21 protein-coding genes and 2 pseudogenes are annotated in these 22,705 nt (G+C 66.0%); 5 read left to right on the top strand and 18 right to left on the bottom strand.

Annotated elements, in window-relative coordinates:
• Positions 1 to 89: 89 nt before the first annotated feature.
• Together ACFV6H_RS19845 and ACFV6H_RS19840 are read right to left on the bottom strand one after the other, a co-directional pair.
• Positions 90 to 1,688 (bottom strand): hypothetical protein, encoded by a 1,599-nt coding sequence (locus tag ACFV6H_RS19845; RefSeq protein ID WP_385543659.1) that lies wholly within the window; start codon positions 1,686 to 1,688, stop codon positions 90 to 92.
• Between the two features lie 1,095 nt (positions 1,689 to 2,783).
• Positions 2,784 to 3,728 (bottom strand): CPBP family intramembrane glutamic endopeptidase, encoded by a 945-nt coding sequence (locus ACFV6H_RS19840; protein WP_385543657.1) that lies wholly within the window; start codon positions 3,726 to 3,728, stop codon positions 2,784 to 2,786.
• Between the two features lie 867 nt (positions 3,729 to 4,595).
• On the opposite strand from ACFV6H_RS19840, the gene ACFV6H_RS19835 reads away from it, so the two are divergent.
• The 4 genes from ACFV6H_RS19835 (at position 4,596) to ACFV6H_RS19820 (ending at position 8,306) form a co-directional block, all read left to right on the top strand.
• Positions 4,596 to 4,838 carry a hypothetical protein gene (locus ACFV6H_RS19835; RefSeq protein ID WP_385543654.1) on the top strand — a complete coding sequence of 81 codons (243 nt, stop codon included), beginning with the start codon at positions 4,596 to 4,598 and terminating at the stop codon, positions 4,836 to 4,838.
• A 296-nt stretch (positions 4,839 to 5,134) separates the two neighbouring features.
• Positions 5,135 to 5,617, top strand: a complete 483-nt coding sequence (locus ACFV6H_RS19830; protein ID WP_385543651.1) for a hypothetical protein — start codon at positions 5,135 to 5,137, stop codon at positions 5,615 to 5,617.
• A 723-nt stretch (positions 5,618 to 6,340) separates the two neighbouring features.
• Positions 6,341 to 7,141 (top strand): transposase, encoded by an 801-nt coding sequence (locus ACFV6H_RS19825; protein ID WP_385543648.1) that lies wholly within the window; start codon positions 6,341 to 6,343, stop codon positions 7,139 to 7,141.
• Between the two features lie 199 nt (positions 7,142 to 7,340).
• Positions 7,341 to 8,306 (top strand): hypothetical protein, encoded by a 966-nt coding sequence (locus ACFV6H_RS19820; protein ID WP_385543646.1) that lies wholly within the window; start codon positions 7,341 to 7,343, stop codon positions 8,304 to 8,306.
• A 178-nt stretch (positions 8,307 to 8,484) separates the two neighbouring features.
• On the opposite strand, the gene ACFV6H_RS19815 is transcribed toward ACFV6H_RS19820, so the two are convergent.
• The gene (locus ACFV6H_RS19815; RefSeq protein ID WP_385543643.1) at positions 8,485 to 8,964 is read right to left on the bottom strand and encodes a mCpol domain-containing protein; all 480 of its coding nucleotides are present in this window, start codon (positions 8,962 to 8,964) and stop codon (positions 8,485 to 8,487) included.
• Positions 8,965 to 9,649: 685 nt separating this feature from the next.
• Between ACFV6H_RS19815 and ACFV6H_RS19810 the strand changes: the two genes are divergently transcribed.
• Positions 9,650 to 10,114, top strand: coding sequence for a protein kinase (locus ACFV6H_RS19810; protein ID WP_385543640.1), 465 nt, complete (start codon positions 9,650 to 9,652; stop codon positions 10,112 to 10,114).
• A gap of 536 nt (positions 10,115 to 10,650) precedes the next feature.
• On the opposite strand, the gene ACFV6H_RS19805 is transcribed toward ACFV6H_RS19810, so the two are convergent.
• The 15 genes and pseudogenes from ACFV6H_RS19805 to ACFV6H_RS19735 all read right to left on the bottom strand — a co-directional run bounded on the left by ACFV6H_RS19805 (position 10,651) and on the right by ACFV6H_RS19735 (position 22,699).
• Positions 10,651 to 11,280: a thiopeptide-type bacteriocin biosynthesis protein gene (locus ACFV6H_RS19805; RefSeq protein WP_385543803.1), complete on the bottom strand. Its 630-nt coding sequence runs from the start codon at positions 11,278 to 11,280 to the stop codon at positions 10,651 to 10,653.
• 278 nt (positions 11,281 to 11,558) lie between these two features.
• Positions 11,559 to 11,771 carry a hypothetical protein gene (locus ACFV6H_RS19800; protein WP_385543637.1) on the bottom strand — a complete coding sequence of 71 codons (213 nt, stop codon included), beginning with the start codon at positions 11,769 to 11,771 and terminating at the stop codon, positions 11,559 to 11,561.
• Positions 11,771 to 12,325 carry a lantibiotic dehydratase gene (locus ACFV6H_RS19795; protein WP_385543801.1) on the bottom strand — a complete coding sequence of 185 codons (555 nt, stop codon included), beginning with the start codon at positions 12,323 to 12,325 and terminating at the stop codon, positions 11,771 to 11,773. The genes ACFV6H_RS19800 and ACFV6H_RS19795 overlap by 1 nt, the downstream gene beginning before the upstream one ends.
• A gap of 126 nt (positions 12,326 to 12,451) precedes the next feature.
• Positions 12,452 to 12,589 (bottom strand): annotated as a pseudogene (locus tag ACFV6H_RS19790) (FxLD family lanthipeptide); the annotation flags it as partial.
• Between the two features lie 63 nt (positions 12,590 to 12,652).
• Complete coding sequence (locus ACFV6H_RS19785) at positions 12,653 to 13,060, bottom strand: hypothetical protein (protein WP_385543634.1); 408 nt, start codon at positions 13,058 to 13,060, stop codon at positions 12,653 to 12,655.
• Positions 13,061 to 13,074: 14 nt separating this feature from the next.
• On the bottom strand, positions 13,075 to 13,890 hold the full coding sequence (locus ACFV6H_RS19780) for a hypothetical protein (protein ID WP_385543631.1): 816 nt from the start codon (positions 13,888 to 13,890) through the stop codon (positions 13,075 to 13,077).
• Between the two features lie 132 nt (positions 13,891 to 14,022).
• Positions 14,023 to 14,430, bottom strand: a complete 408-nt coding sequence (locus ACFV6H_RS19775) for a hypothetical protein (RefSeq protein ID WP_385543812.1) — start codon at positions 14,428 to 14,430, stop codon at positions 14,023 to 14,025.
• An 81-nt stretch (positions 14,431 to 14,511) separates the two neighbouring features.
• Positions 14,512 to 14,667, bottom strand: a pseudogene (locus ACFV6H_RS19770) (DUF5999 family protein); the annotation flags it as partial.
• A gap of 610 nt (positions 14,668 to 15,277) precedes the next feature.
• On the bottom strand, positions 15,278 to 15,574 hold the full coding sequence (locus tag ACFV6H_RS19765; protein WP_385543628.1) for an ATP-binding protein: 297 nt from the start codon (positions 15,572 to 15,574) through the stop codon (positions 15,278 to 15,280).
• A gap of 298 nt (positions 15,575 to 15,872) precedes the next feature.
• Entirely contained in the window at positions 15,873 to 16,232 is a 360-nt protein-coding gene (locus ACFV6H_RS19760; RefSeq protein ID WP_385543798.1) for a flavoprotein, read from the bottom strand.
• A gap of 250 nt (positions 16,233 to 16,482) precedes the next feature.
• Positions 16,483 to 16,725, bottom strand: coding sequence for a hypothetical protein (locus ACFV6H_RS19755; RefSeq protein ID WP_385543625.1), 243 nt, complete (start codon positions 16,723 to 16,725; stop codon positions 16,483 to 16,485).
• A gap of 52 nt (positions 16,726 to 16,777) precedes the next feature.
• Complete coding sequence (locus tag ACFV6H_RS19750; RefSeq protein WP_385543622.1) at positions 16,778 to 17,374, bottom strand: hypothetical protein; 597 nt, start codon at positions 17,372 to 17,374, stop codon at positions 16,778 to 16,780.
• 243 nt (positions 17,375 to 17,617) lie between these two features.
• The gene (locus tag ACFV6H_RS19745) at positions 17,618 to 20,374 is read right to left on the bottom strand and encodes an alkaline phosphatase family protein (RefSeq protein WP_385543619.1); all 2,757 of its coding nucleotides are present in this window, start codon (positions 20,372 to 20,374) and stop codon (positions 17,618 to 17,620) included.
• A 4-nt stretch (positions 20,375 to 20,378) separates the two neighbouring features.
• Positions 20,379 to 21,761: an ABC transporter permease gene (locus tag ACFV6H_RS19740; protein ID WP_385543616.1), complete on the bottom strand. Its 1,383-nt coding sequence runs from the start codon at positions 21,759 to 21,761 to the stop codon at positions 20,379 to 20,381.
• Positions 21,758 to 22,699 (bottom strand): ABC transporter ATP-binding protein, encoded by a 942-nt coding sequence (locus ACFV6H_RS19735; RefSeq protein ID WP_385543613.1) that lies wholly within the window; start codon positions 22,697 to 22,699, stop codon positions 21,758 to 21,760. The genes ACFV6H_RS19740 and ACFV6H_RS19735 overlap by 4 nt, the downstream gene beginning before the upstream one ends.
• Positions 22,700 to 22,705: the final 6 nt, after the last annotated feature.

Raw genomic sequence — 22,705 nt, 5'->3', positions numbered from 1 at the left:
TGGCCAGGCGTGGCCAGGCACGGCAGGCGTGGCCGGGCACGGGCAGGCGTGGGTCTGATGGCCCGGCTCACGGACGTGCTCCCTGCCGGTCAGGTGGGGATGGGTGTGGTCCGGGTGCAGTTCTTCCACTCCACCCACGGGCGTGCGCCGCCGCTCTTGGGGCCGGTGGCGTAGGTGGGATCGCCGGTGATGGTCTGGGTTTTGCTCTCGTGGGTGATGTCGATGCCGAAGAGTTTGAAGCCGAGGCTGACCTGTCCGGCGGAGATCCCGAAGCCGATGCCGAGCGAGGCGTTCCACCAGTCCGTGTTGGCCTTGTAGTCCAGGCGTGAGAGCTTGCCCTTGTCGTGCAGCAGTCGCTCGATCGGCCCTGCGTCGTCGCTCAGCGCCTCGGCGGCGTCCGACGGCGTAGGCGGCGGGTTGCTGGCCGGGGCGTCGCCGCGTCCGCGCAACCAGTCCTCGACGGCGGTGCTGTCCGTGTCGTTGTCGAGAGTCACCTCGGCCGACTCGGTGTGGATCTGCGACTCGATGGTGCCGCCGCCACCACCGACATCGATCGTCACGGGACCTGCGTTGGCGCCCGCGCCGGCCTGGATGCCGGGTCCGTCGCCGGCTTCCTGGCTGGTGGTGATCGTCAGCTTCTGAGGGTGGTGCGCGGCGCCGTCCTCCTCTTCCTGGTCGTAGGCCGCCGCGTCGTAGGTGACCGCCACCTGCTGCATCCTGCTGCCCTTGGCCTGTGCCACGCCGCTGGCCGTGCCGCTGACGGTGAAGGTGTAGACGAACGTGATCTTGCCCGCGTCCGGGCCGGTCTTCGTACGCAGGACCACCACGTCCTCGGTCATCGCACCCGAGAGCCCTTCGAAGGAGATGCTGCCGAGGTCCTTGGGACCGTCGGCGCCCTTGCCGTCCTTACCGCCCTTGGTGTCCTTGCCGCTCTTGCCGTTGCCCTTGAAGGTCTTGCCGAAGCTCACGCTGCCGGACGCTTCGGTGGTGGTTTTGGTGATGTCGACGTCGGGTGCCAGTTCCGGTTCGAGGTCGGGTTTCTTGGAGGCCGCGTCCTGCTGGCAGGCTCCCATGTTCGCCCCGGGGTTGTAGCCGCTCTGGTAGCGGCAGCCCTCGTTCTGCCTGAGATACGCGGCGAACTTCTGCGCGTCCGCGAGATTGGCCTCCAGGTCCGCCTGAGGATTGTCACTCTTGTTGCCGTTGAACAGCCACTGGCCGCCGTTGCCGCTGCCCGTCATATAGCTACCGCTCAGCGAGGCGCTGCCACCCCAGTCCTTCAGGCCGGGAATGCCGGCGGAGATGCTCGCGGTGACTCCGCCCGCGTTGTCGTGCACCCGCTCCAGGGTGACCGTGCCGTCGGACCACTGCTGGAGCTTGACGGTCTCCGAGCTGCTGATCTTGATGAAAGCCACCTGGATGACGACGGTGTCCTTGGTCTGGTCCTGGGACAGCAGACACTTCGCGGGCTCGAACGGGTCGCCGTTGGGAACGAAGGGATCGCCGGGATTCCCGCCGTTTCCTCCGTCGCCTCCGTCGCCGTCTCCGTCCCCGCCGTCCGCGTAGTCACCCGAGGAGCACGCTTCGGCGCCGCTCAGCGGATGGATTATTCGGCACACCTGGGTCTTCAGCCCGGTCGCCGTATCCGCGGGCACACTCAGACCGACGATCGCGGCCACGACCAGGGACACGACCCCGACCATCGCGGCGTACTCGGCCCCGCTCTGCCCTCTGTCTCCAAGCCCACCAAGCCGTCGACGATTCGGTTCCTTGTTGTGCTCATGCCATAACTGGAACCTGTCGGAGCCCTTCATCTGTTCTCCTCGCCGACGTCACCACCCGTTCCCCCAAGTGGCAGCAGCCTAAGGATGGGCCTGGGCCCAAACGCAGGGCCCACGGACCCAGTCGAGGGCCCAGCCGCCGACGGGCGTGGCCGACCTGGTAGCTGACATCCACGGCCGGCAACCAACACATCCCTGCCTGGCCGGAGATTTCAATGGATCACCCGCGAAGTACGCGGCCAGCTCTGCCAGTTCCACTGGTCCATCTCGCAGCGTTGCGGCACTGCCCCGGCGGCATCGACGTGCGGATGAGCGACATGTAGTTGCGGATCGTGCCGACCTCGAGTCCTCGGGCCGTGAGATGCCGCCCGTACTCGGTGTACGTGGCAGTCGTGCACGGCTCGGCGACGCGCCCCTCCTTGGCACACCAGGTCCCGAAGCCGCGCATCGCGGTCTTCCGCGGCGGCTACTCCGCCGGGCTCGCCTCCTCCAGCGCTTCAGCAATGGTTTCAGCGCGCCGGCCGGCCCACCTCGTCGGATCAGTCCGGGGAGGGACAGGCTGTTCGGAGTGGACAGGTTCTGTTGTCCGCGTGACTGCTGTGGTTGTGCGGGCTTGTGCGGCGCGTGCTCGGGCGCTCGGGGCGGGTCGCTGGGTGAGGCGGACGAACAGGCCCGCGTACGGGACGAGTTGCCGCTCAGGCTGTTGATCGGCGACGCCCGGTCGGCCGTCGTCCCGTACGGCCTCGCGCTCGGCGGCCGGTCGGCCGTGTGTCTGATCCACCACTCGACGGTGCTGATGGCTCTCCTGGCGGCGGGCCTCACAATTGCGGCGATCGCCCGGGCTCAGTGCTGGAGTGAACGCCTCACCCGGCGCTGTGTTTACCGCTTGATGGCTGGCCTGATCGCGTCTACCCGTTTCCAGGCCGGCCTGACGGCGGCAACGCGGCGGCCGGCTCTGAGCCGCGGCGTTGCCGCTGGGCGGTTCCGGTGTGTCGCCCGGATTGGTCAGCCTCGGGTCGGGCTGATCTGGTGCGGCGCGTCGGTGGCGGTCTGGTGTGGGTGAGGGGCCGCCTGTACGGGCGGTTCCGTACGGCGGTCGCGCTGGGTGGCGAGCAGTGTGATCGCGAGGACGGTCTGGACCGCCAGGATGAATGCCTGTGTTACGGGCGAGTCGACGGTCAGTACGGCCATGGTGGCGTTGAAGCCGAGGTGGACCGCGATGGATGCCGCGACTCCGGCACGCTCGTAGGCGTAACCGGTCAGCAGTGCCACCGGCAGGACGCTGAGCGAGAACATCAGGCCGCTCCAGCTGATCAGGCCGAGTTCGGCCTGGACCGTTCCTTCGATGAGGAACAGCGGCAGATGCCATACCGCCCAGACGGCACCCAGCACCAGGCCGGCCTGGAGACGGCTCATGGAGGCGCGCAGGCGCGGATATGCCGTGCCGCGCCAGCCGGGCTCCTCGGCCAGCGGACCGGCGATCAGCATGCTGACGAAGAACGGGACGATTCCGCCGACGGTCGAGATCAGTTCCCTGCCCTCGGTCAGGCTCACCCCCGGACCGCCCAGGAAGTCCGCGAGCAGCGCGCCCGCCACCACGCTCGCCGATGCCAGCACCAGCAGGGGCAGCGCCCACAACAGCCGTATGCCCTGCCGGAACTTCACCGCACGAGCGGGCACGGGTTCCCCGCGACGGGCACGGCGAACACGGACCGCGATCGCGCCGAACACCGGGCCGAAGCCACCGAGCAGATAAGGAACGGCGGTCGGGGAACTCGTCGGCGACCCGCCGAGCACGATCGCGACCAGCCAGAAGGCCCAGGTCGTCGTGAACGTGACAGCGAAAAAGAGAGCGAGGCCGCCCGGCCGGCCCTGGACGTCGCCGGCCCCGGCCTGCCGCGGCGCTTCGCCGCTCCCGGTGGGTCCGGTCCCGCTCTTCCGCTGGAACATGTCCGCCGCCCTTTCCGCTGAGGCGCTCCCTGCGCCATGTCCATGACGCTACGGACGGCGAGAGCTCGGCACACTGGGTGTACAGCCCGGCCGTGGGGTGGTGCTGGGTACACCCCCGCTGACCGGTCAGGACCCGATCCCGCCGATCGGGTCGGCGGAGACGGTCGGCGGGAACGACTGTTGGCGAACGACCCGATTGCCGGCGCGGTGTCGCAGTCCCCGGAACGTGTCCCTTCCTCTCGGTAGGCGTGGATGTGACCGGCCGAACGGTGTGCCCGGGCCGAACTCGTGCTGGACCGCGCCGACGGGCCGGAGTTCGCGGTGTACCGGCGGACGCTGCGGCGCCTGAGGCTGCCTTCGTGAACGAGATGTGGGCGGCGTCCGGCCGGAAGCTCGGCGAACGCTGGATCTCACCGGTGCGCGTGGCCGAGCACATGAGCGACATGCGCGCCGCCCGCACGGAACAGGCCCGGCAGCAGCAGGCCGACTCGCCTGTGTCGGCGACCGGTTGGGCGCGCTGCACGAGGACACGGAAGGGCAGGACGGCGGTCCGCGACTGCTGCTCACGATCGTCGTCCTGCTCGCCTCCGCCTCCGCCTCCGCCGCCCTGGCCGCCCAAGGACTGGGGCGGGCCCGCCGCTCGTATCGGCATCGAACCCCGGTGCGCCTGGCCTGCGGCCTCACTGGCCGCCCGTCGCCACCTCCGCTGGAACCGGCCCACGCCGCGTACCTGGCGGTGCTGCGTGAAAAGGCCCGCCGAGCTGTCCAGCGGGTGGAAGCCAGGGACCTCGACACTGCCGCCCTCAGCCGCGCCTGTGACCCACATGCCTGGTGGAACCGTGTTCCCCGATGTGGTCCGGGAATCAGATGGCCACCACCGACATACGCGTATTGCGGGCGTACGACTTCGATCTGAAGTCAGCCCGGCTGCGGCCCGTGGCGCCGGAGCCGGTCCGGGCCGAACTGCTGGATGCCCGCGAGAAGGTGGACGCGGCGTGCCGGCTCGTTGGCTGGGGGACGATGTACCTCCTCGGCGTCATGTGGTGGCCGACCGTCCCCATAGGTGCGTGCACCCTGGATGTCACTTCTCTGTTGCCGTCGCGGAGGTAAAAGGCGGGATCGGTGCTGGGCCAACCGACCCCACGGTCCGACCCGAGCCCCTCCGAGCCCTGCCGGGGCGGCCATGCCGACCTGACTCAGCCAACGGCGTCCTGCGCCGCCGCTGCTCGATCCGATTCCCGCCCCGAGATATCCCCCAAGTCGGGAGTAGCGAATTATCGCCACGATTCCGCAGTATTTGACAGTGCGCCTTCCAGTCCGGTGCAAGTTCGCCGCCCTGCGACCGGCAACCGCTCGGCGGAGTTGGCCGTCTCTTCAGGGGATACGGGCTATCTGAGGAGACAAAAGTGACGATGAAGCTGGAAACAGACCAGAGGGGAGCGCGCCCCAGAGAGGTGGAAACAGCCTCCCTGCTGCTCCTCACGGCGATTTTCGTGGACGCCGTCGTCTGGGTGCTGGACACATTCGCCATCTCTCCCTCGGGGCTCGACGAAATGCGCAACGAGATGGGCGAGAGCAGAGCGATCCAGCAGGTCGCCATGTCTGCCGGATTTCTGGTTTTCACCAGCGCTTTGTTCTTGTTCTTCGTCTTCAAGATGCGCCAGGGCCGAAAATGGGCGCGGGGCGCACTCGCCGCCTCCGGCGCTCTCGTCATGTTCTTCCTTGTCAATAGTATGAACACGAGTGAATTCCGTAAACCGAATATGGCTGACGTCATATACGACCTTTTCACCAGTGTCAGTCCGGTCGTCCTGGTTTCCGGTGCTGTCGTGCTGATGTTCCTGCCGACGGCGAACATGTACTTCTCCTCGACCGAACACTCCGAGTAGAAGAGCAGCGTCGCCCTGATGCGGGGCGTGCCACTACGACGCCGATCTGCTGCAGCCAGGGACCGCGCGTGACGCACCAGGGCCGGCAGGTCGCGGCTTTTGAGCCGCGTCCGTAGCGATCGACTTGTTGAACGACAGATAGCGGCCGCGGCGCCGGTCCGCTTCGACAAGCAAGGTCGACGTCGTTGTCTTGCCCGTGCCTGCCCTGGCCTGCAGGGCTAGATGTTGCCGGGACAGGAATGTCTTCACCCGACATGCCGCGCGATTCTATGCTGTTGCACATCAGCAGGGCATCGCCGGAACTCATCCTGGGAAGGCGTGCGACCGCCAGATGTGGTGCGCGAGTAGTGCGCGGTCCTTTGAATTGTCCCGGACAACAAACAAGCCCCAGGGCGCCGACCTGGAGCTTTTCTTTGGAGCGGGTGACGAGAATCGAACTCGCGCTCTGAGCTTGGGAATCAACGGCGCTTTGTCTGCCGCCTTGCAGGTCAGCGACTTGCGTGGTTGCTGGGCGCGATCTGCGGAGCCGCCGTCACGTGCTTCGATTGGCCGTGGTTTACCGCCTCTACTGGTGCGGCGGTAGTGCTCAATGGGAAATGCGTGGCTGAAGTAGCCGCACCTCGGTCCGTTTCGATGTATTCGCTCATGTCTGACCCCAAGGCTCCCCCGGTTGCCGCCGTTTGCGCCCTGGGGCGGTGCCATGCCTGACGGTACTACCGAAGCATGACGCGACAGCGCCCGTATCCCAGCGACCTGTCTGATGCACGCTGGGAGCTGATCGGATTCACGCTCACCGCCTGGCGGGCCGAACGCAGAGGCAAGGGCCTGGACGCCGGACGCCTACCCGAGCACGACCTGCGCCGCACCATGGGCGTCATCCTCCACGTCGGCCGCACCGACATCCCCTGGCGGTACCTGCCGCACCACTTCCCGCCGCGGGAGACGGTCTACGGCTACTTCGCCGCATGGCAGAAAGAAGGCGTTTTCGACCAACTCGACGGTCTCCTGCGTCGCCTGGTGCGTGAGGCTGAAGGCCGCGACGGCGAGCCAACTGCATGCGTGCTGGACGCGCAGAGCGTGAAGACCTCCGCCAACGTGCCCGCAGCCGACCAGGGCATCGACGCTGGCAAGAAAACCGCAGGCCGCAAGCGCCACCTCGGCGGCGACAACCCTCGGCCTGCTCCTGGCCGTCCGGGTCACCAGGGCGAGCGTCTCCGACAACGCCGGCGGCATGCACATCGCCGCCACCAGCCCTCACGTGACCAAGGCATGGACCGACACCGGCTACCGCACCAAGGTCATCGACCACAGTGCCCGCCTCGGCAGCGACGTCGAAGTTGTTCAACACGCTCCCAGAGTTGGGTGGTCGAGCGGACCTTCGGCTGGCTCATGCACCGCCGCCGCTTGGCCCGCGACTACGAAACCCATCCACACCGCTCCGAAGTCATAATCCACGTCGCGATGATCGACCTCATAAGCCGACGACTCACCCGCGAATTCATCACGAACTGGCATGATACTTGAACCTCGAACCAAACACCCTCGCCGGAATAAAACGCTCTTCTAGGGGCATCGGTATCCATGCCTGTACCTTGAGTCTGAGGCGAGGCTCTGGGAATTTCGGAGGATGCTTGTGATTGGTCGGATCCGTAGGAGTTACCGACGGATAAAAGAAGATAGGAAAATCTTTTCTTCCCTGTCTGGTGCTTTTGGGACGGTCTTGGTGGCAGGAACGTTCCCTGAGCTGTTGAAACTGATTCCAGGAAAAATCCTGATGAATTCGATTGGGCTGATCATTGGCTTTGTTTTTATTGCGAGAAGCTGGCTAAGCCTCCACGGTCGCACTGGAGTCGGCGTGGCTATTTTTCTACAACCAACGCCCGCTTCAGGATGGTCCGACGCCAGACTGTTCGAGCATTTTTTGGCGACTAGAGTTTGCCACATCAGCTTCTTTTATGTGAATGTAGATGAGCTATATCCAGGGCTCACCGGCGACGCGCGAGCTGAGCTCACCCAGCGGGTGATTGAGGCGAGGTTGAAGGAAGAGGGGGCAAATAGATCGGATCATATCTCCTTTTATTTGACATGCGGTCTTGCGAATGCATTTCGATTAGGGCAACGCTTGTTTGCACCGCAGGGTGTCCAGTTGCGCCTTTTCGAGTTCAGGGAAATCCATGTTCATCAGGTGTCAGGCGCAGGGCCCAGTTTGCCCCTGCCGCCTCTGGTCTTAGAAGGAACTTTGAACGGTCCGCAAACAACTCAGGAAAGTTATCAACTCTCATCGACAATTCGCCGCGATGCTGTTGCGTTATTTCCGATTGGCGGGCAGAATGTAAACAGGCATGCGCTTATTGTCAACATCGCCAATAACCCGAGCATGATCACAGAAGCCCAGGATGCGGCCCGGGGCGCGCAAAATCATCTCGGTAGGTATGCCGTGGGGCCACAGGATTTATGCAGCAGTGCACTTGTTTACCAGTGTATGGTGCCCGCATTTCCGAATGATCGGTCCGCTTATAATGCACTATTAAAAGATATCGTTCAGTACTGGAGCCTCTATCTCTCCACGCAAGCGACTGTCCATGGATCTACCCCTGAGGGTCGCTTGTTTATTTCGGCTCCCAGTTCGCTGGCATTTTCGCTTGGAACTCTTCTCCCTACCTCTACGGTGGTGATCGACTACATTTGATATATCTTCAGGTGAGATTTTCTGTTTGAGCGATGCTGTACAGCAGCTAACGCCTAACCCCAGTGACTGGTAGCACTCAGTGCCAACCTTCGCGACCTTTAGTGTATTGTACGATTTTTCCGCGGCTGTTCTCTGTTCGAGCTGAGAACCTGAAATCCGTGACGCCATGACACTGCTGCTATAATTCTGAATAAGATGTAATCCTGCATTTCCCGGACGATTTGGCCATGCGCAAAGCTATGAAGCTCTCGCGCAGCGTTGCCCCGATACCGACAGAGAATGTAAAGTGTCCAGGTCGTTGTAATGCTTCGAGCTCATCACTCAAACGGGTAATAGAATTTTCGCCCACTTGAAGCAATATGCTGTCACCTCCCACCGACACGACCGTCACCCCGGCGATTCTAGAGGCGTGGCTGGCCAGTAATTCTATGGCGGCAGAAATAGTCTCCGAGGTACGCACGAAGCCGGAGACGTCGTTCGTCAATAGGTGAGCTTCAATCTCATGTCCCACATCGTCACCGTCAATGATGGCAAATAGCAAGGAGTAGCCCCTTCCTGAAATTCCTGCTCGGTCATCTGTGTTCTCGATAACGCTGACGAACGTGGGGACTGTCTTCTGTTCATGCAGGAAAAGTCCCAGTCGGCGCGGAATCGTCACGGTGCCTGATAGAACTTCCCACGGTTCCATTGGCCGCGGTTGAACCGTCCGTTCTGGTGCGCATCTGGTGTCCGAGCGGCACGGCAGATGAAGGCACTGATCACTGGTCGGTCCATTGGGAAGACCTCACCGGGTGAACGTGCAGCTGTTCGTTGGATCGGGGATGACGACGTACGACCCGGCTCTGCGGTCCGCTGTGTGAACAGAGGGAGACGTCTCGCTGGCAGTCCGCTTCGACCTGCCCATTGTCCGAGATGCAAGGTGCAGTAGAGGGTCGGCCGACTGCCCTTGGTTTCAGGAGTCGTTGCGGCATCCAGCGGGGCTGCGTTGCGGGCACTACTGACCTGTCGTGGATCGGGACAGACCTCGGCTTTTCGGAGGGGTCTGGGACGATGGCGGCGCTCGAAACCGCTTTACAGGGAAAACAGTTGACAATGGAGGCAACGCACGCCATGAAACTGGTATTGAGCGATGATGGATCTTGGGTGGCCCATCGAGAGCGGCGGCTTCGGTATTGTGTGTACGAGGCTGAGAACTCCGCCGGCGAAGTCGGTGGTCAAGCTCGTACACAAGGCCCTCGGGACCGAGTGCGAGATGCTGTTCACCGACCTGGAGGGTGTCCGCAACGTCGTACCGATCGTCGACAGCAGCGAGCAGGAGGACCAATGTGTGCTCGTGATGTCCCGTGCAGACGAGTTGCTGCGTGCCCACCTTCAGTGGAAAGGCCCCTGCCCTCCGCGACGCCGTCTCCATGCTCTGCGACGTCGCCGAAACTGTGGCCGATCTCAAAGACTGCGGTACTGTCCACCGCGACCTGAAGCCGGAGAACATCTTGCTCCTGGGCGGCCGCTGGTGCCTCGCCGACTTCGGCATCGCCCGGTACACCGAAGCCACCACCGCGAAGCTGACCTTCAAGCTCGCGGGCACTTTTACATACATGGCCCCCGAACGCTGGGACAACCAGCGGGCCACCACCGCCAGAGACATCTATGCTCTGTGCGTCCCTGCCCACGAACTCCTAGAAGGATCCATTCCGTTCACCGGGCCCGCCGACATCGACTTTGCCAAACAGTATCTGCGCGGCACCCCATCCTCCTTACTGACGACCGCCCCCGCTTCTGGCCGCGCTCGTCGCGGAATGCCTCTTTAAAGGAATCTCTGGAGTCGCTCTACACTGCGGCGCGGGATGTGTTGATGCATCAACCGCCGGACCGCTGCAGTATCCGGCTCGAGGTGCTGTTGCAAGACGGCTCTGACCAGCGGTTTTAACCTCGTGCAGTCATCAGCCCTGGAGGATCCGCAACGCTGGAAGGTGACCGCGATCCTGCCCGGGGGCAGCGGTCGTCATCAGCCTTGGAGGGCTTGCAACCGCAGCCGACACCAGGCTCGGTGCGCTTGGTGCTCCTACGACGAGCAGGCAGCTCCTCCTGACCCTTGCCGTAAAACGAACGAGCAGGTAGCCACTCCCCGCGGGCACGGCTTGTGATCCCGCGCGTCGGCAGGGGCAGACCTCTCCTTGAGGCTCTTGCAGGAAGAACGTTGCGACTCGAATGTGAGAGGCACGGCTCGTAGAGTCCATGATCGTGCAGCTCTGTCATTGCCGTTAGCCGAACCTCCGAAGTTGACCGGTCGTGCCTTGGCAGGCGCGTGGTGGTGGCTGCGTACGTCCTCAAAGGCGGCCTTGCCTTACTCGCCGAGGATCGTCTCCCGGGCTGCTCGTGCCCAGATGGCTTGCTGGCTGGTGCTGAACCCCATGCGGTTCCAGTGGAACAGGATGTGCCGAGCCAGGATGCTGCGTGTGCCGATGGTGAGGCGTCCTTCGCGGCCGGCGTCGGCGAGGGCTTGGCCGGAGTGCTCGACTGCTGCGGCCCAGTCGGCCAGGGGCGCGAGCGGGCCGTCGGCCACGAGCAATGGCCCGGTATCGGCGGTCAGGAGTTTCCGGAGCGTGCCCGTCATGGCGCTCACCCGCTCGGCGGGTACGCCGTCCGGCAGCGCTCGCTTGGCCTCCACTCTCGCCCAGACGTCGCCCTGTTCGCTCCATTCCTGTCCAGCGGCACGCAGGAACAGACTGATCAGGAGAAGTGAGGTCGCCTTGAGATCGAGAAGTCCGGGGTCGGTCCTGGGTGTCATACGGCGCAGGTAGCCAAGGACGCCGACGCTGTCGGCGTGGAAGAGATCGTGGGCGATGGCGGTACCGGCCGGGCCGCCGAACGCGAAGGACTCCGGCTCGTAGAGAGACTGCCACCAGCGCCTCGCCACGCCCCACGAGACCATGCTGTCGAGAGCATCAGCGATGTGCGTCTTGACGTCCTCGATAGCTCCGGCCGGGCCAGGAGAGATCCGGAATCGCCAGCATGGGTGTTTGCGGACTCGACGTACACTTGGTACCAGCCGGAAGCGTCGAATTGGGAGTCGAGTGCGGCTCGGCCCGCGTCGCGGTACAGCTCGACGGCTTCAGCGAGACGTTCGACGGACGTGGGCACCTGGGGGGCGGCTTGCGTGAGTGGCGTTCCGGCGAGAACGGCCAGGATGGCTTCTTCGGCGGCTCCAGTGTCGTGCAGGTTCACCAGGACATCCCTTCGAGAGCAGGCGGTTCAGACGAGCAGCAGGCAGGCGTCCCAGTCGCAGGCCGGCAACTCGTCGGCCTTGGCGCTGTAGAAGGCCAGGGCTGATCCGGCTGAGCCGTCGAGGAAGCTGGTGTCCTTCGGGGGATCCACTGCCAGGAAGCGTTCGCTGAGCTGCGGCAAATGGGCGGTGAATGCGGTCGGCGTTTCCGAGTCCGGGGCGACGCGTTGCACGACGCGCATCAGCCCGCCGACGCCGTAGCAAAGGCCGTGTCCGGCCGGGTGGTTGAGCTGAACGGAGTTGGCCAGACAGTAGAGAAGAGCCCGTTCGGCCATGCGCTGTCGCGTGAGGTCGCCCAAGGCGATGCCGGCCAGCTGCTGGGCGCGGGCCAGACCGGGGTGCCGTAACACCATGACCGTACGGCGGACCCACGGGGAACGGCGGCATTCTCGGTGACCCAGCGAGCCCACCAGGTGCCGTGGTGGTTGGTGAAGGGCGTGGCCCGCTGCTGCATCCGCAGCAAGTAGCGGACCAGGGACACCACCGCGCGCCGTACTTCACGGGGCTGATCCGTGCCTCGGCTGAGCACCTTGTTCAAAGCCACGGTGAGCGGTGGGCTGGCGGTCTCGATCGCCGCCGCGAGGTCATTGATCGCCCAGACCTGTTCGATCCAGGAGCGCCATCGGTCCACATCCTCGGACGTGACGCTGTCAAGGTCCGGCCACGGAGGCAGCTTCTCCGCGATCGGATGAGCAGAGGCCCTGAGCAGCAGAGCCGCGTCGATGGTGCTGTACAACGCCGTTCCCCCTCTTCGTCCACTCAGCCGGTGTGGTGTCCGGGGCCAGAGCTTCGGGCCCCGGACACCACACCTTGAATGCGCCTGGGACCAGCCGCCGATGCAGGTGCTGTTCGAGCAGGCGGACTTACAGGTCGAGGTGCAGCCGTCGCCGGTGTCGTTCAGTAGGCCGGCCACGACCGGGGGGGACTCGATGGTCTCGATGTCGAGGTCGAAGTCCGATCCGGTCAGGGGTGCGACGCTGGTCCGAATCGCAGGTGCCATCTCAAGTGCCTCCTTGTTGGGGTGCTGGATGTGCTCTTGCAGGACCTGGCCGTGGCGGCGCCACTACGGCCAGGTGATCGTGATCCGCGTGTGCGGCCGGTCGATGACGCGGCCCGCGGGAAGCCGGCTCTCCGGCGTGCCTGCCGGGAAGACCTGGATGTGGGCGCGGTCACCGCGGTGTTCTCGGTCCCACACCTGGATCTGTTCGACCAGGCGGTCCGCGATCTCCTTGGCATGCGGGCTGTGGCCGATCACGCCGAGTTCGAAGCGGTCCGGGTCATCGGTGGCACGCACCGTTCGGTAGGCGAAGGTGCCGCCGTCCACCAGTGTGGGGATGCCGTGAGGCGAGATCGACGCGACCAGGTCGCGCGTACGGGCCGTCGGCTTTCCGGCGAGCAGAGGCAAATTGTCGAACACCGTTGTCAGCCAGATGTCCAGGTGCTCATTCGATTCATTGCCGGCGAGCGTCACCCCGGACCACGCCTTCACAAGCGGCGACACCAGAGCGGCTCGGCATCAGTCTCCGGATGGCCGTCGAGCCGCAGTCCGACCTCTTCGCCCTCCGTGTCGTGGAGCAGTACCAGTTGGACGCGGTTCTCGCCGATGCCCTGCATCAGGACGAAGCCGCACAGCTCGAAGCCGTCGCTGACCAGCCGGTCGCCATGGCACACGAACGCCACCGTTCTCGTCATCCCGCGAATCTGGAGCGGCACGACGAGACGGCCACCGTTTACGAGCTGCTCGATCCAGGCCGGCGGAATGTCCGCCGCCTGCACGGTGACGACGATGCGGTCGTACGGAGCGTGCTCCGGCACTCCGAGTTCACCGTCGCCAGTAACGACATAAGTCCGGCTGTCATAGCCGGTCGTGGTCAGGAACCTCTGGGCCCGCTCAGTGACCTCGTGATCGATGTCCGCGGTGACGACCAGGCCGTCCTCGCCGACGATCTCAGCGAGATAGGCCGCGTTGACACCGCCGGATCCGATCTTCAGGACGCGCATCCCGGGCCGGATGTCGGCCTGTTCGATCTGCATGGCTTGGATGCGCGGCGCGGACACTGAGCTGAGCTGTACCCCGTCGGCGTCCGTCTTCGTAATCACGGCGTCTTCCACGCGGTAGTTCTTCGTCACATCCGCATCGGGGGTGGCGAGATGCCACAGTGCGGCGCGGAAGGCCGCTTCGACCCGTTCGCTCCGGACAGCCCTCATGTTGATCAGATTGCCGACCACCTTGTCGCGCAATTGCTTGCTGGAAGGGGCGGATTGGGCTTCTTCGGTCCTCATGTCGGGGACGCCATTCATTGAGGTTCTCCTTCTCGACTGTGCGCGCCGAGGGTGGCCGCGAACTTGCTCTGTGCAACCCGGCGCCAGGCTTCCGCCTTGCGCAGTGAGCGAGCGTGAAGCCGCTCGCCCCGTGCCGGGGTCTGGGACCGCTCAGAGGGCCGGGCCGAAGCATCCGGACCGCCGGGCGGTTGTCTGGGAAGTGGCCTGAGACACAAGGTCGCCCAGTTCAACGACCCTGACACGGCGCAGGGTCCGTACGAGCTGGGGGGCGAGAAACCATTGCGCCTGGGGATGCCCGTACAGAATCGGGACCTCGTCGCCTTCCAAGCCGCGCCGCCCGCCCACCGATATCTGGTACCGGATGCCGAGGACGCCGTAGAGCGGTGCGCTCTCCGCCAACAGGGCAACGTGTCCGGTCTTGACGAGATGCCCACAGTGCTCGGCGGAGGCAACGGCATGCGAAAGGCAAAGCGGCGGTTGAGCGGTCTTCAGGCCCTCGGTCCAACCAGGCTCGCGCTCGCCATCTGCGGGACGGGTCTCCAGGAAGAGATACCCCATGTCCGTCTTGGTCGGCCCGGCGCCAGCAGCCCGGCTGTGGCAGTCATGCCGCCGCTCCGATCGTGGGACGGTGGGGGAGCACGATCTGCCGTCCGGCAGCAGCACGCCTGTGTCGTCGAAGAGCACGACGCCGTTGCACAGGAGGCCCCAGCCCAGCACGTCGTCTCGCGTAACACCCCTGGCAGCCTCCCGATCGGGCGCCTCGGCGGCGGGGCAGGGGGGATCGTGCCAACACATGTGCTCTTCCTCTCGAAGTGCTCGCGAGGTGAAGATGGCCCCTCCTGAGCGGCTGTGAAGTGGTGGGGGAACCTTTCTGAGGCGCTCAGGGGGTACGGGGTCCGCCGTCGGCGGACGTGGTGCGGAAGATCTTGGGGGATCGGCCATGCTGTAGCCGTACGCCTCCCGCTGCGGGGCGGAGCGTGGGGCCGAGCACGGGGACGTTCGCGTACGGGGCAGATCACGGCCTGGTAGCGGACCCCATCGCGGTCGACGACCTCGAAGGACAGCCGCTTGCCGGTGCGTAAGGCCAGCAGCACCCGGCAGCGTGCTTTTTTGTCGCCGGTCCACCGGGCGGCCCGACTGCTGTCGGGTCCGTCCAGGAACTGGGCGAACGGTTCCAGCCGGTAGCCAGCCCATGCGACAGCCGCTTCCGGGCCGGAGACGGTGACTCTGCTGAGCCAGAACAGCGGCCGGATGATCGCGCTCTGTCGGTCTGGGCTGTCCAGGGTTGCGAAGGCTTCGCAGCGGAAGAGCTGGGACGGGGGCAGGCGGCGCCAGACCCGGTCGATGGTGGCGGCGGCCTGCCTTCGGTCGTCGAACACGCCGTGGTGTGGTGGACGGGAGGCGATCACGACACATCCTCCGGCCCGGCTTCCGGCAGGGCGAGCGACGCCCACACCGTCTTCCGCCCGTACGTGCCAGGCCGATATTCCCACTGGTCGGCCAGTGCCTGGACGAGGATCAGGCCCCGGCCGCCTTCGCCAACCTCGGTGGCCTGCCGTACGGCCGGGCGCCTGGCGTTGTCGTCTTCGACCTCCAGCACCACGTCGCTGTCCCGGACCGTCAGGATCACGGTCACGCCGCCCGGGTCTCCATGGCGGATGGCGTTGACGACTAATTCGGTCGCGATCAGGGGACACCCCACAGCCGGAGGGCGGCGACGACCGCGTGCCGTACGGGGGGGGCACGAGGTGGAGCTGCAGGGCGATGTCCACGCAGATCAGCCGCCGGAGCCCGGTGTCGACGGGCGCCGTTTCCTCGGTGGGGAGGGTCGCTGTCACCGTTGCCGCCGCCCCTGCCAGGCAACGGCATCGAGGGGCCTGAACGAGGCGTACCGCTGGGTGCGGTGATCCGTCTGTGCGGTTCCCGCGCTGTGTCGCTCGGCCATCTCCGGCATGGCAGCAAGCTTCGATGCGCCACGAACAGAGGACCCGGACAGTTTGTCAGGGTCCTCTGTTCCCGCAGATCAAGGCAGTTGATGAGCCGTCATTCCGTGGCTTCCATGGCGCGGTCGATCGCTTCCAGCACCGCTCCCCACGGCAGGTCCCGACCGGCGGGGGCGGCGCGTGGCTCGTGCAGGGGCCAGATGTCCGGGCCGTGACGAGGTGAACGTCGGCCTCTCGCAGCGCGGCGATATGGCGCCGCCACACGGGGTGGCGGGCGTGAGCGGCGTTCACCCTCGGAAAGACGACGACCGGTAGCCCCAGGGTGCCGATGGCTTCCCCTACCTGCGTCAGCGCCTGCTTGTCGGCGATACCCGTCGCGAGTTTGGCGACCGTATTCGTGCTGGCGGGGGCGACCACGTAGCAGTCCACGCTCGGGGCGGTCTTGCCTCGCTGGGCAGCCGTGGTTCGTCTCGTACCGGCAGGCAGGTCAGCTTCTCCAGCCGGTCGACCTCACCGTTCATTCGCAGCCACCGGACGACCGTCGGGGTGAGCGTCACGGCGACCTGCCACCCGAGTGCCATAGCCGGTTCCACCAGCCCGGTGCGCAACGCTTCGACTCCGCCGGCACTCGTGCCCACGACCCCGAGGACTCCGCGCTTCTTGGTGCTCACTCCACCGCCCTGCATCGTTGAGCCATCATGAACAATTCCGACGAACGAGCACTGCCGGTGACCGGGAACTGCTTGATCAGGTCGCGCAGCGCGTCCCGTACACGGGGATTGTTCCGCACGAGCTGAGGCGACGCGTGTTCGGCTGTACGCAACTCTGCGAACGCACTGTCGCCCTGGCCTGCCAGTGAGAGGGCACGGGCGTAGTCGATGCGGTGGGAGACACCGCGCTTCGGGGGCATGTGGTCCACATCGATCTGATGGCAGCCCGTAGGTAGATCATGCCCAGCAGGCTCAGGGCGGCCGGATCGGTCTCATCGACCCGGGCCGACAACCACGCCGATGCGGTGTGTTGCCCAGTTCCATGGCGTCGTCGTACCGGCCGTTGGCCAGCAAGGCATGTGTGCCGGACCGTGCGGCGGACGCCAGGACCAGCGGATCGCCGGATTCGTCGGCGGCCCGCATGGCTCGTTCGGCGGCGAGCCACGAGATGTCGGACTCCCCGATCTTGGCGAGCGTGGTGGCGGCGAGGTGGTGCACCCGGGCGGAAACGGCCCAGCAGTCCCGGCGTTCCGCGGCGGCGCAGGCGGCGCAGTCCTCAAGCTCCCGGGCGGTCTGGAGGAGGCCGGGGAGCCCGGCGATCACCTGGCCGAGCCGGCCGCACTGGTAGTTGTCCCAGGTCTGCTCTACGAGCTCAGCGGTCGGGCCGGGACTCGGGAGCTGTGCCTCGGCCTCCGGTCCGAACAGCAGCCGGGAAAGACGACGCGGACTCATCAACGCGTCCCGCACGGCCGGGACATCGTCCTGCTGCCTCTCGTCCTCCATGAGCACGGGTTGGCCGACCAGCTCCCCGAGCGGCACGCGGAGCACACGGGCCCGTTCGGCGAGCATGTCGATACGTGGCGGCTTGCGCCGACCGGACTCCGCTTTCGCCAGCTGGTCCGTGCATCGGGCGGGTTCGGGCCCCGTTGCCGATCCAGAACCCCGTTCGAGAGCCAAGCCCGGCAATCGGTACGAATGTGGCTTCTGGTCCGTGACTTTGGAAGGGGAAGGGCCCCTGGGCGGCGGTGACGCCGTCCAGGGGCCCTTACAACTGGCTGAAGTTCAGCCGATGTCAGCTGATGTCAGTCGGTGTCAGTCGGTGTCTGACGAGGGGATATAGGCGCCGGGAACGTCCTTGGGCGCGTGGATCTTGCTGTCGCCCGGGTAGGGCTTGGACCAGTTGTGCGTCTCGTACCAGGTGAGGCGGTCCATCTGCGCGGGAGGCGCGTAGTCGGGCACGGCATTGGGCCCGGTCAGCCGCTGGTGCGACTTCCAGTCGTTCCACTCCTTCGCGAGCGCCGTCATGCTCGCCGGGACCTTCGCCGCCGGTACGGCCGCGGCCTGGGGGTCCTGCGGGGCCGGGGTGTCCACGCCGCACGAAGGCGTGGTCTTCACGCCGTCGGTCAGCGGGATGCGGTTGGGCAGCGCGGTGAACGGGGTGAAGTCGGGCTTCTTGGTGAACGCCGAGGCCATCGGGGTGGCCGCGCTGTCCTTCTGGTTCATCGGGCGGACCCCGAGGATCTGCTCGATGGTCCGGATCATGGTGATCTGGGAGTAGTAGTGGCTGTCGACAACGCCGTGCTGGGCGTAGGGGCTGATGATCTGGACCGGCGCGCGGTGTCCGTCGACATGGTCGAGGCCGGCCTGGGAGTCGTCCTCGGTGACGAAGATCGCCGAGTCCTTCCAGTACTTGCTGTGCGAGATCTCGTCTACGATCCGGCCGACCGCGAGGTCGTTGTCCGCGACCTGGGCGGCCGGGCTGACCGGGCCGCCGGTGTGGTCGCTGGAGAGCCAGAACATGTTCAGGTTCGCCGGCCCGTTCTTCTTGAAGTCCTGCTTCCAGATCTCGGACCGGTAGACGTCCGGGACGCTGGTGTCGTACTTCGGGAAGGCGGGCACCGACACGTCGTTGAGCGACGGTATCGGCGAGGACGAGGTGAGCTTGTAGGCGGACTGCTTGCCGGACGCTTTCATGTCCTTGGCGTCGCAGTACAGGTTCTGCCAGCTCGCGTCGGCCGGCTTGGACAGGAACTGGTGGAACTCGCCGAAGTTGCGCACCGACTTGCCGGCGGCCTGCGCGCCGGTCCAGATGAAGCCGGACTTCTGGTGGCCGAGCGCGTCGTCCTCGGTGTCGTAGCTGCGCAGGTACTCACCGGCCGAGGACTCGGTGTACTCGGGGTTGTCGGCCTGCATCAGCCAGTTGTGGCCCTCGGCGGAGTTCGTGCCGACGTCGTAGGTGTTGTCGTACAGGCCGAACTGCTTCGCCAGCGCGTGCTGGTTCGGCGTGACGTTCTCGCCGAACTGGGCCAGCGACGCGTCGCCGTCGCCCTGGGGGATGTCGCCGAAGACCTGGTCGTAGGTCCGGTTCTCCTTGACGATCAGGAACACGTGCTTGATCGTCGAAGGATCACCGATCTTCACCGGCACCGGTACCGGCTTGGCCTTGCTCCTGCCGTTGGCGAGCTGGACGGACTTGTTGGTCCAGCCGTTCTGCTTGAAGACCTTCTTCGTCTGGGACTTGATGGTCTTGTCGTCCGGGAGCGTGAAGCGCGTCAGGCTGGAGGTGGTGTCGTGGGTGCCACGTCCGGCGGCGGTGGTGGGACGGCGGGCGTCGATACCGCGCGTGTTGGAGACAACGATGTCCTTGCCGACGGTCGCGATCTCCGCGGGGAAGTAGTCGGTCGGCAGCAGGCCCACGTAACTGACCGGCTCCTGCGCGCCCTTGTACTTGTAGACGGCGACCGCGTTGGCACGGCCGAGCGTCACCAGCAGGTGATTGTCGCTGGTGAGCGTCACCGCGTTGGGCTCGTACCCGACCGAGGCCTCGGGCCACGGCTGGGTGGAGATGGTCTGGACGACCTTGTCCTTCGCGGTGTCGATGACCGAGACGGTGTTGTCGGCGGTGTTGGTGACGAACACCGTCTTCTTCTTGGCGTACACCGCGGTCGGGTGCAGACCCACAGTGATGCTCTTGGCCGCGGCGGACGGGTTGGCCAGGTCGATGACGCTGACCGTGCCGGTGGTGGTGGCACCCGTCACCGGGCTGGCCGGCACCTGCGTGCCGTAGGAGTTGATCGTGTCCTCACCGGGAGCCGCCGGACGCCCGCCCTCGTTGCTGATGTAGAGCTTGTTGCCGACCTGGACCATGCCGCGTGGGGCGTTGCCCGTGTTCCAGCTCTGTTCGATGGCGCCGGTCGCCGCGTTGATGGCGACCACCCGGTTCTGTCCGTTGACCGCGGAGTAGACCGTGGAGCCGTCGGCGGAGAACACCGCCGCAGACGCCAAGGAGCGCTTGGAGCCCTGTGCCGGGATGGAGACGGTGGTCGGGTTGGACAGACTGCCGTCCGGGTTCACCGTGAACTTGGTGTAGCCGTCGGCCCGGCCCAGCCACAGCTGCTTGCCGTCGGGCGAGTAGGTCGGGCCTTCCTGGCCCACATCACTACCGCTGATCTTCAGGTCGGCCCCGGCGCCGCTGCCGATGACCTGCTGAAGCTTGTAGTTCTTCAGGTCGATGATGTTCAGCACCATCCCGCCGTCGGTGACGGTGGCGGCCATGTGCTTGCCGTCGGGGCTGATGGTGGACGACATGATCTTGCCGTCGTTGATGACCAGGCGCTTGCCGTAGGGGGCGAGGTACTGGTCGCTGGAGATCAGCAGTCCGTTGGTGGTGGTCTGGCCGACCCGCACGGTCCCGAAGGAGTCGGTCGCGGCGAAAGCGGTGCCGGCGGCCGCGACGGCCAGAGCGGTGACCCCAGCGGTCATGAGCGGGACCCGGCGCCCGATACGTCTGTTGCCGAGATAGACGGAGTCGTCCTTCTCCGTCTGGACGCGGCGGCGTGCTACCTGCATCAAATTATCCCTTCGAGGTGGAAAGCAGTTCGACGTTGCTGTCGAACTGCCACAGCGGGTTCGGTGTGTCCCCGTAAGGGGTCCGCACCAGGAAGTAGCCATTGACTTCCTTCGGTCCGTCACCGTCGGCGACGAACCGCCCGTCCGCGGTGAGGTCGAGTTGATAGACGGCCTGCCCGGTGGCCTCACTGCCGGGCAGGTGCCACGACACGACGCAGCGCCAGTCGTTGCCCGCGCCCTCGGCGTCGTGGTCGATGTTGCCCTTGGTGCACGCGGCGCTGGACTTCAGCTGCGCCTCGGTGACGGCGGGACGATGGAGCTCATCGGCCTGCATCCGGTAGAGATGCGCGAACGCCGTGGCCAGCGAGTGCTCCACCTTGGCCTGCTGGATGCCCGAGCCCGAGTAGGTCGCGGTCGTCACCGCGGGAAGGACCGCGATCGTCACGGCGAGCAGCCCGGCCAGCGGCAGGACTCCGGCGGTGAGCGCGCGGCGCGTCAAGCCGTCATCGGTCAGATTGGTGAAGTCGCGCCGCAGGAAGAGCAGATAGGCCAGCGCCGTGGCGATCACGGCCCACACCAGGCTCACCACGATGCCGATCAGGAGCGGGCCGAGCTGTGCCGGGCTGGTGAACAGACCGTTCCACGCGATGAAGGCGTAGCCGGGCAGGGCCAGGCGCACGACCGCCGGCAGCGGCAGCATCTGGGCCAGTTGCATCGCGAGCGCGACGAGCGCGGGCAGCAGCAGTCCCATCGGGGAGCGGCCCAACGTGACGGACCCGAGAAGCCCGATCCCGGCGAGGGCCAGCGTCGGGGCGAGCACACAGGCCCAGGCGAGCAGCACGGTGCCCGCGGCGCTGCCGGGCGTCATGAGGTGATCGTCCAGGCCGACCAGCGGATGGTTGCCCACCGCCGCGAGCCCGCCGACAGTGCTGGAAGCAACCAGGCCGACGACCAGCAGCAGGATGACGGTCAGGCTGGCCAGTACCTTCGCTGCGAAAATCCGCTGAGGCGACCGCACGGTTACGAGCAGGTGGCGCCAGGTGCCGAGGCGGTCCTCGGCGGCGAAGACGTCGCCCGCGACCACCGACGTCAGCAGCGGAAGGGCCCAGGTGCCCGCGAAACCGAGCGTCACCAGCGGGCCCGCCCAGCCCGTGGCCTGCATCCAGCGGCCGAAGAGAGTGTCGACGGGCAACGAGGTCTGCTGGCTCACCGCGACGACGAACAGCGCCGGTGCGATCCAGCAGGCGAGAACCAGCAGGCGGATCCGCCATTGCGAGACCAGCTTGACCAGTTCGAAGCGGTAGGCGCGAAACACCGGGATGCGACGGGCGCCGCCATTCGGGTGATCCACCAGGCCCGCAGGGGCCGCAGGCGCGGTCGCAGTCATCGGGAGTCCTCCTGCTGCTCGGTGAGGGCGAGGAACGCGGCCTCCAGCGGCGATACGACGGGTGCGAGCTCGCGCAACGCGACGCCCGCCTTGACGAGTCGCACCACCAGTTCGTCCACGGCCGGCACCAGCGCCCGTACGACGAGCGCTTCGGCGTCGTACCGCGACTGAGCCTCGTCGACGACCAGGATTCCAGCGGTCTCGACAGCGACGCGGCGGGCGGCCTGGGCATCGGAGGTGATCAGCCGATAGTCGAGTTCACGGTTCTCGGCCGCCAGCTTGCTCAGCGGGCCGGAGAAGACGACCTGCCCGGTGGCGAGGATGGTGACCTCCGAGCACAGTTCCTCGAGGTCGTCCATGCGGTGGCTGGAGAGCACGACGCTCACTCCCTCCGCCGCGAGCCGGGTGAGCACACGGTGTACGTGTCTCTTGCCGGCGGGGTCCAGGCCGTTGGACGGCTCGTCGAGCACGAGCAGCCGGGGCCTGGTGAGCAGGGCGGCCGCGAGACCGAGCCGCTGACGCATGCCGAGCGAGAAACCGCGGGTCTTGTCGTCGGCGACAGCGGTGAGCCCGACCTGATCGAGGGCGTCGTCGACCCCTGCCGCGCGTGCCTCGTGACCGCGAAGTGCGGCCAGCGCTGCCAGGTTCTGCCTGGCGGTGAGCGACGGGTACAGACCTGGGCCGTCCACGAAACCGGCGACACCGTCAGGAGCGGCGAGCGCCCGCCCGACGGGCGTGCCCAGGATCTCCAGTCGGCCCGCGTCGGCGACGGCCAGGCCCAGCAGAAGGCCGAGCAACGTTGTCTTCCCGGCACCGTTCGGGCCCACCAGGCCGTGAATCTGACCTGACGTCACATCAAGGTCGACGCCGTCAAGTGCGACGACATCGTCAAATGTCTTGGTGATCCCACGAGCCCGGATCGCGTTGAGTGTCTCCATGAGTCC

Origin of the sequence: Streptomyces sp. NPDC059743, assembly GCF_042732975.1 — a bacterium.
GTDB lineage: Bacteria > Actinomycetota > Actinomycetes > Streptomycetales > Streptomycetaceae > Streptomyces.
Note: the sequence above shows the minus strand (reverse complement) of the source record. Positions and strands in the feature narration are given on the sequence as shown.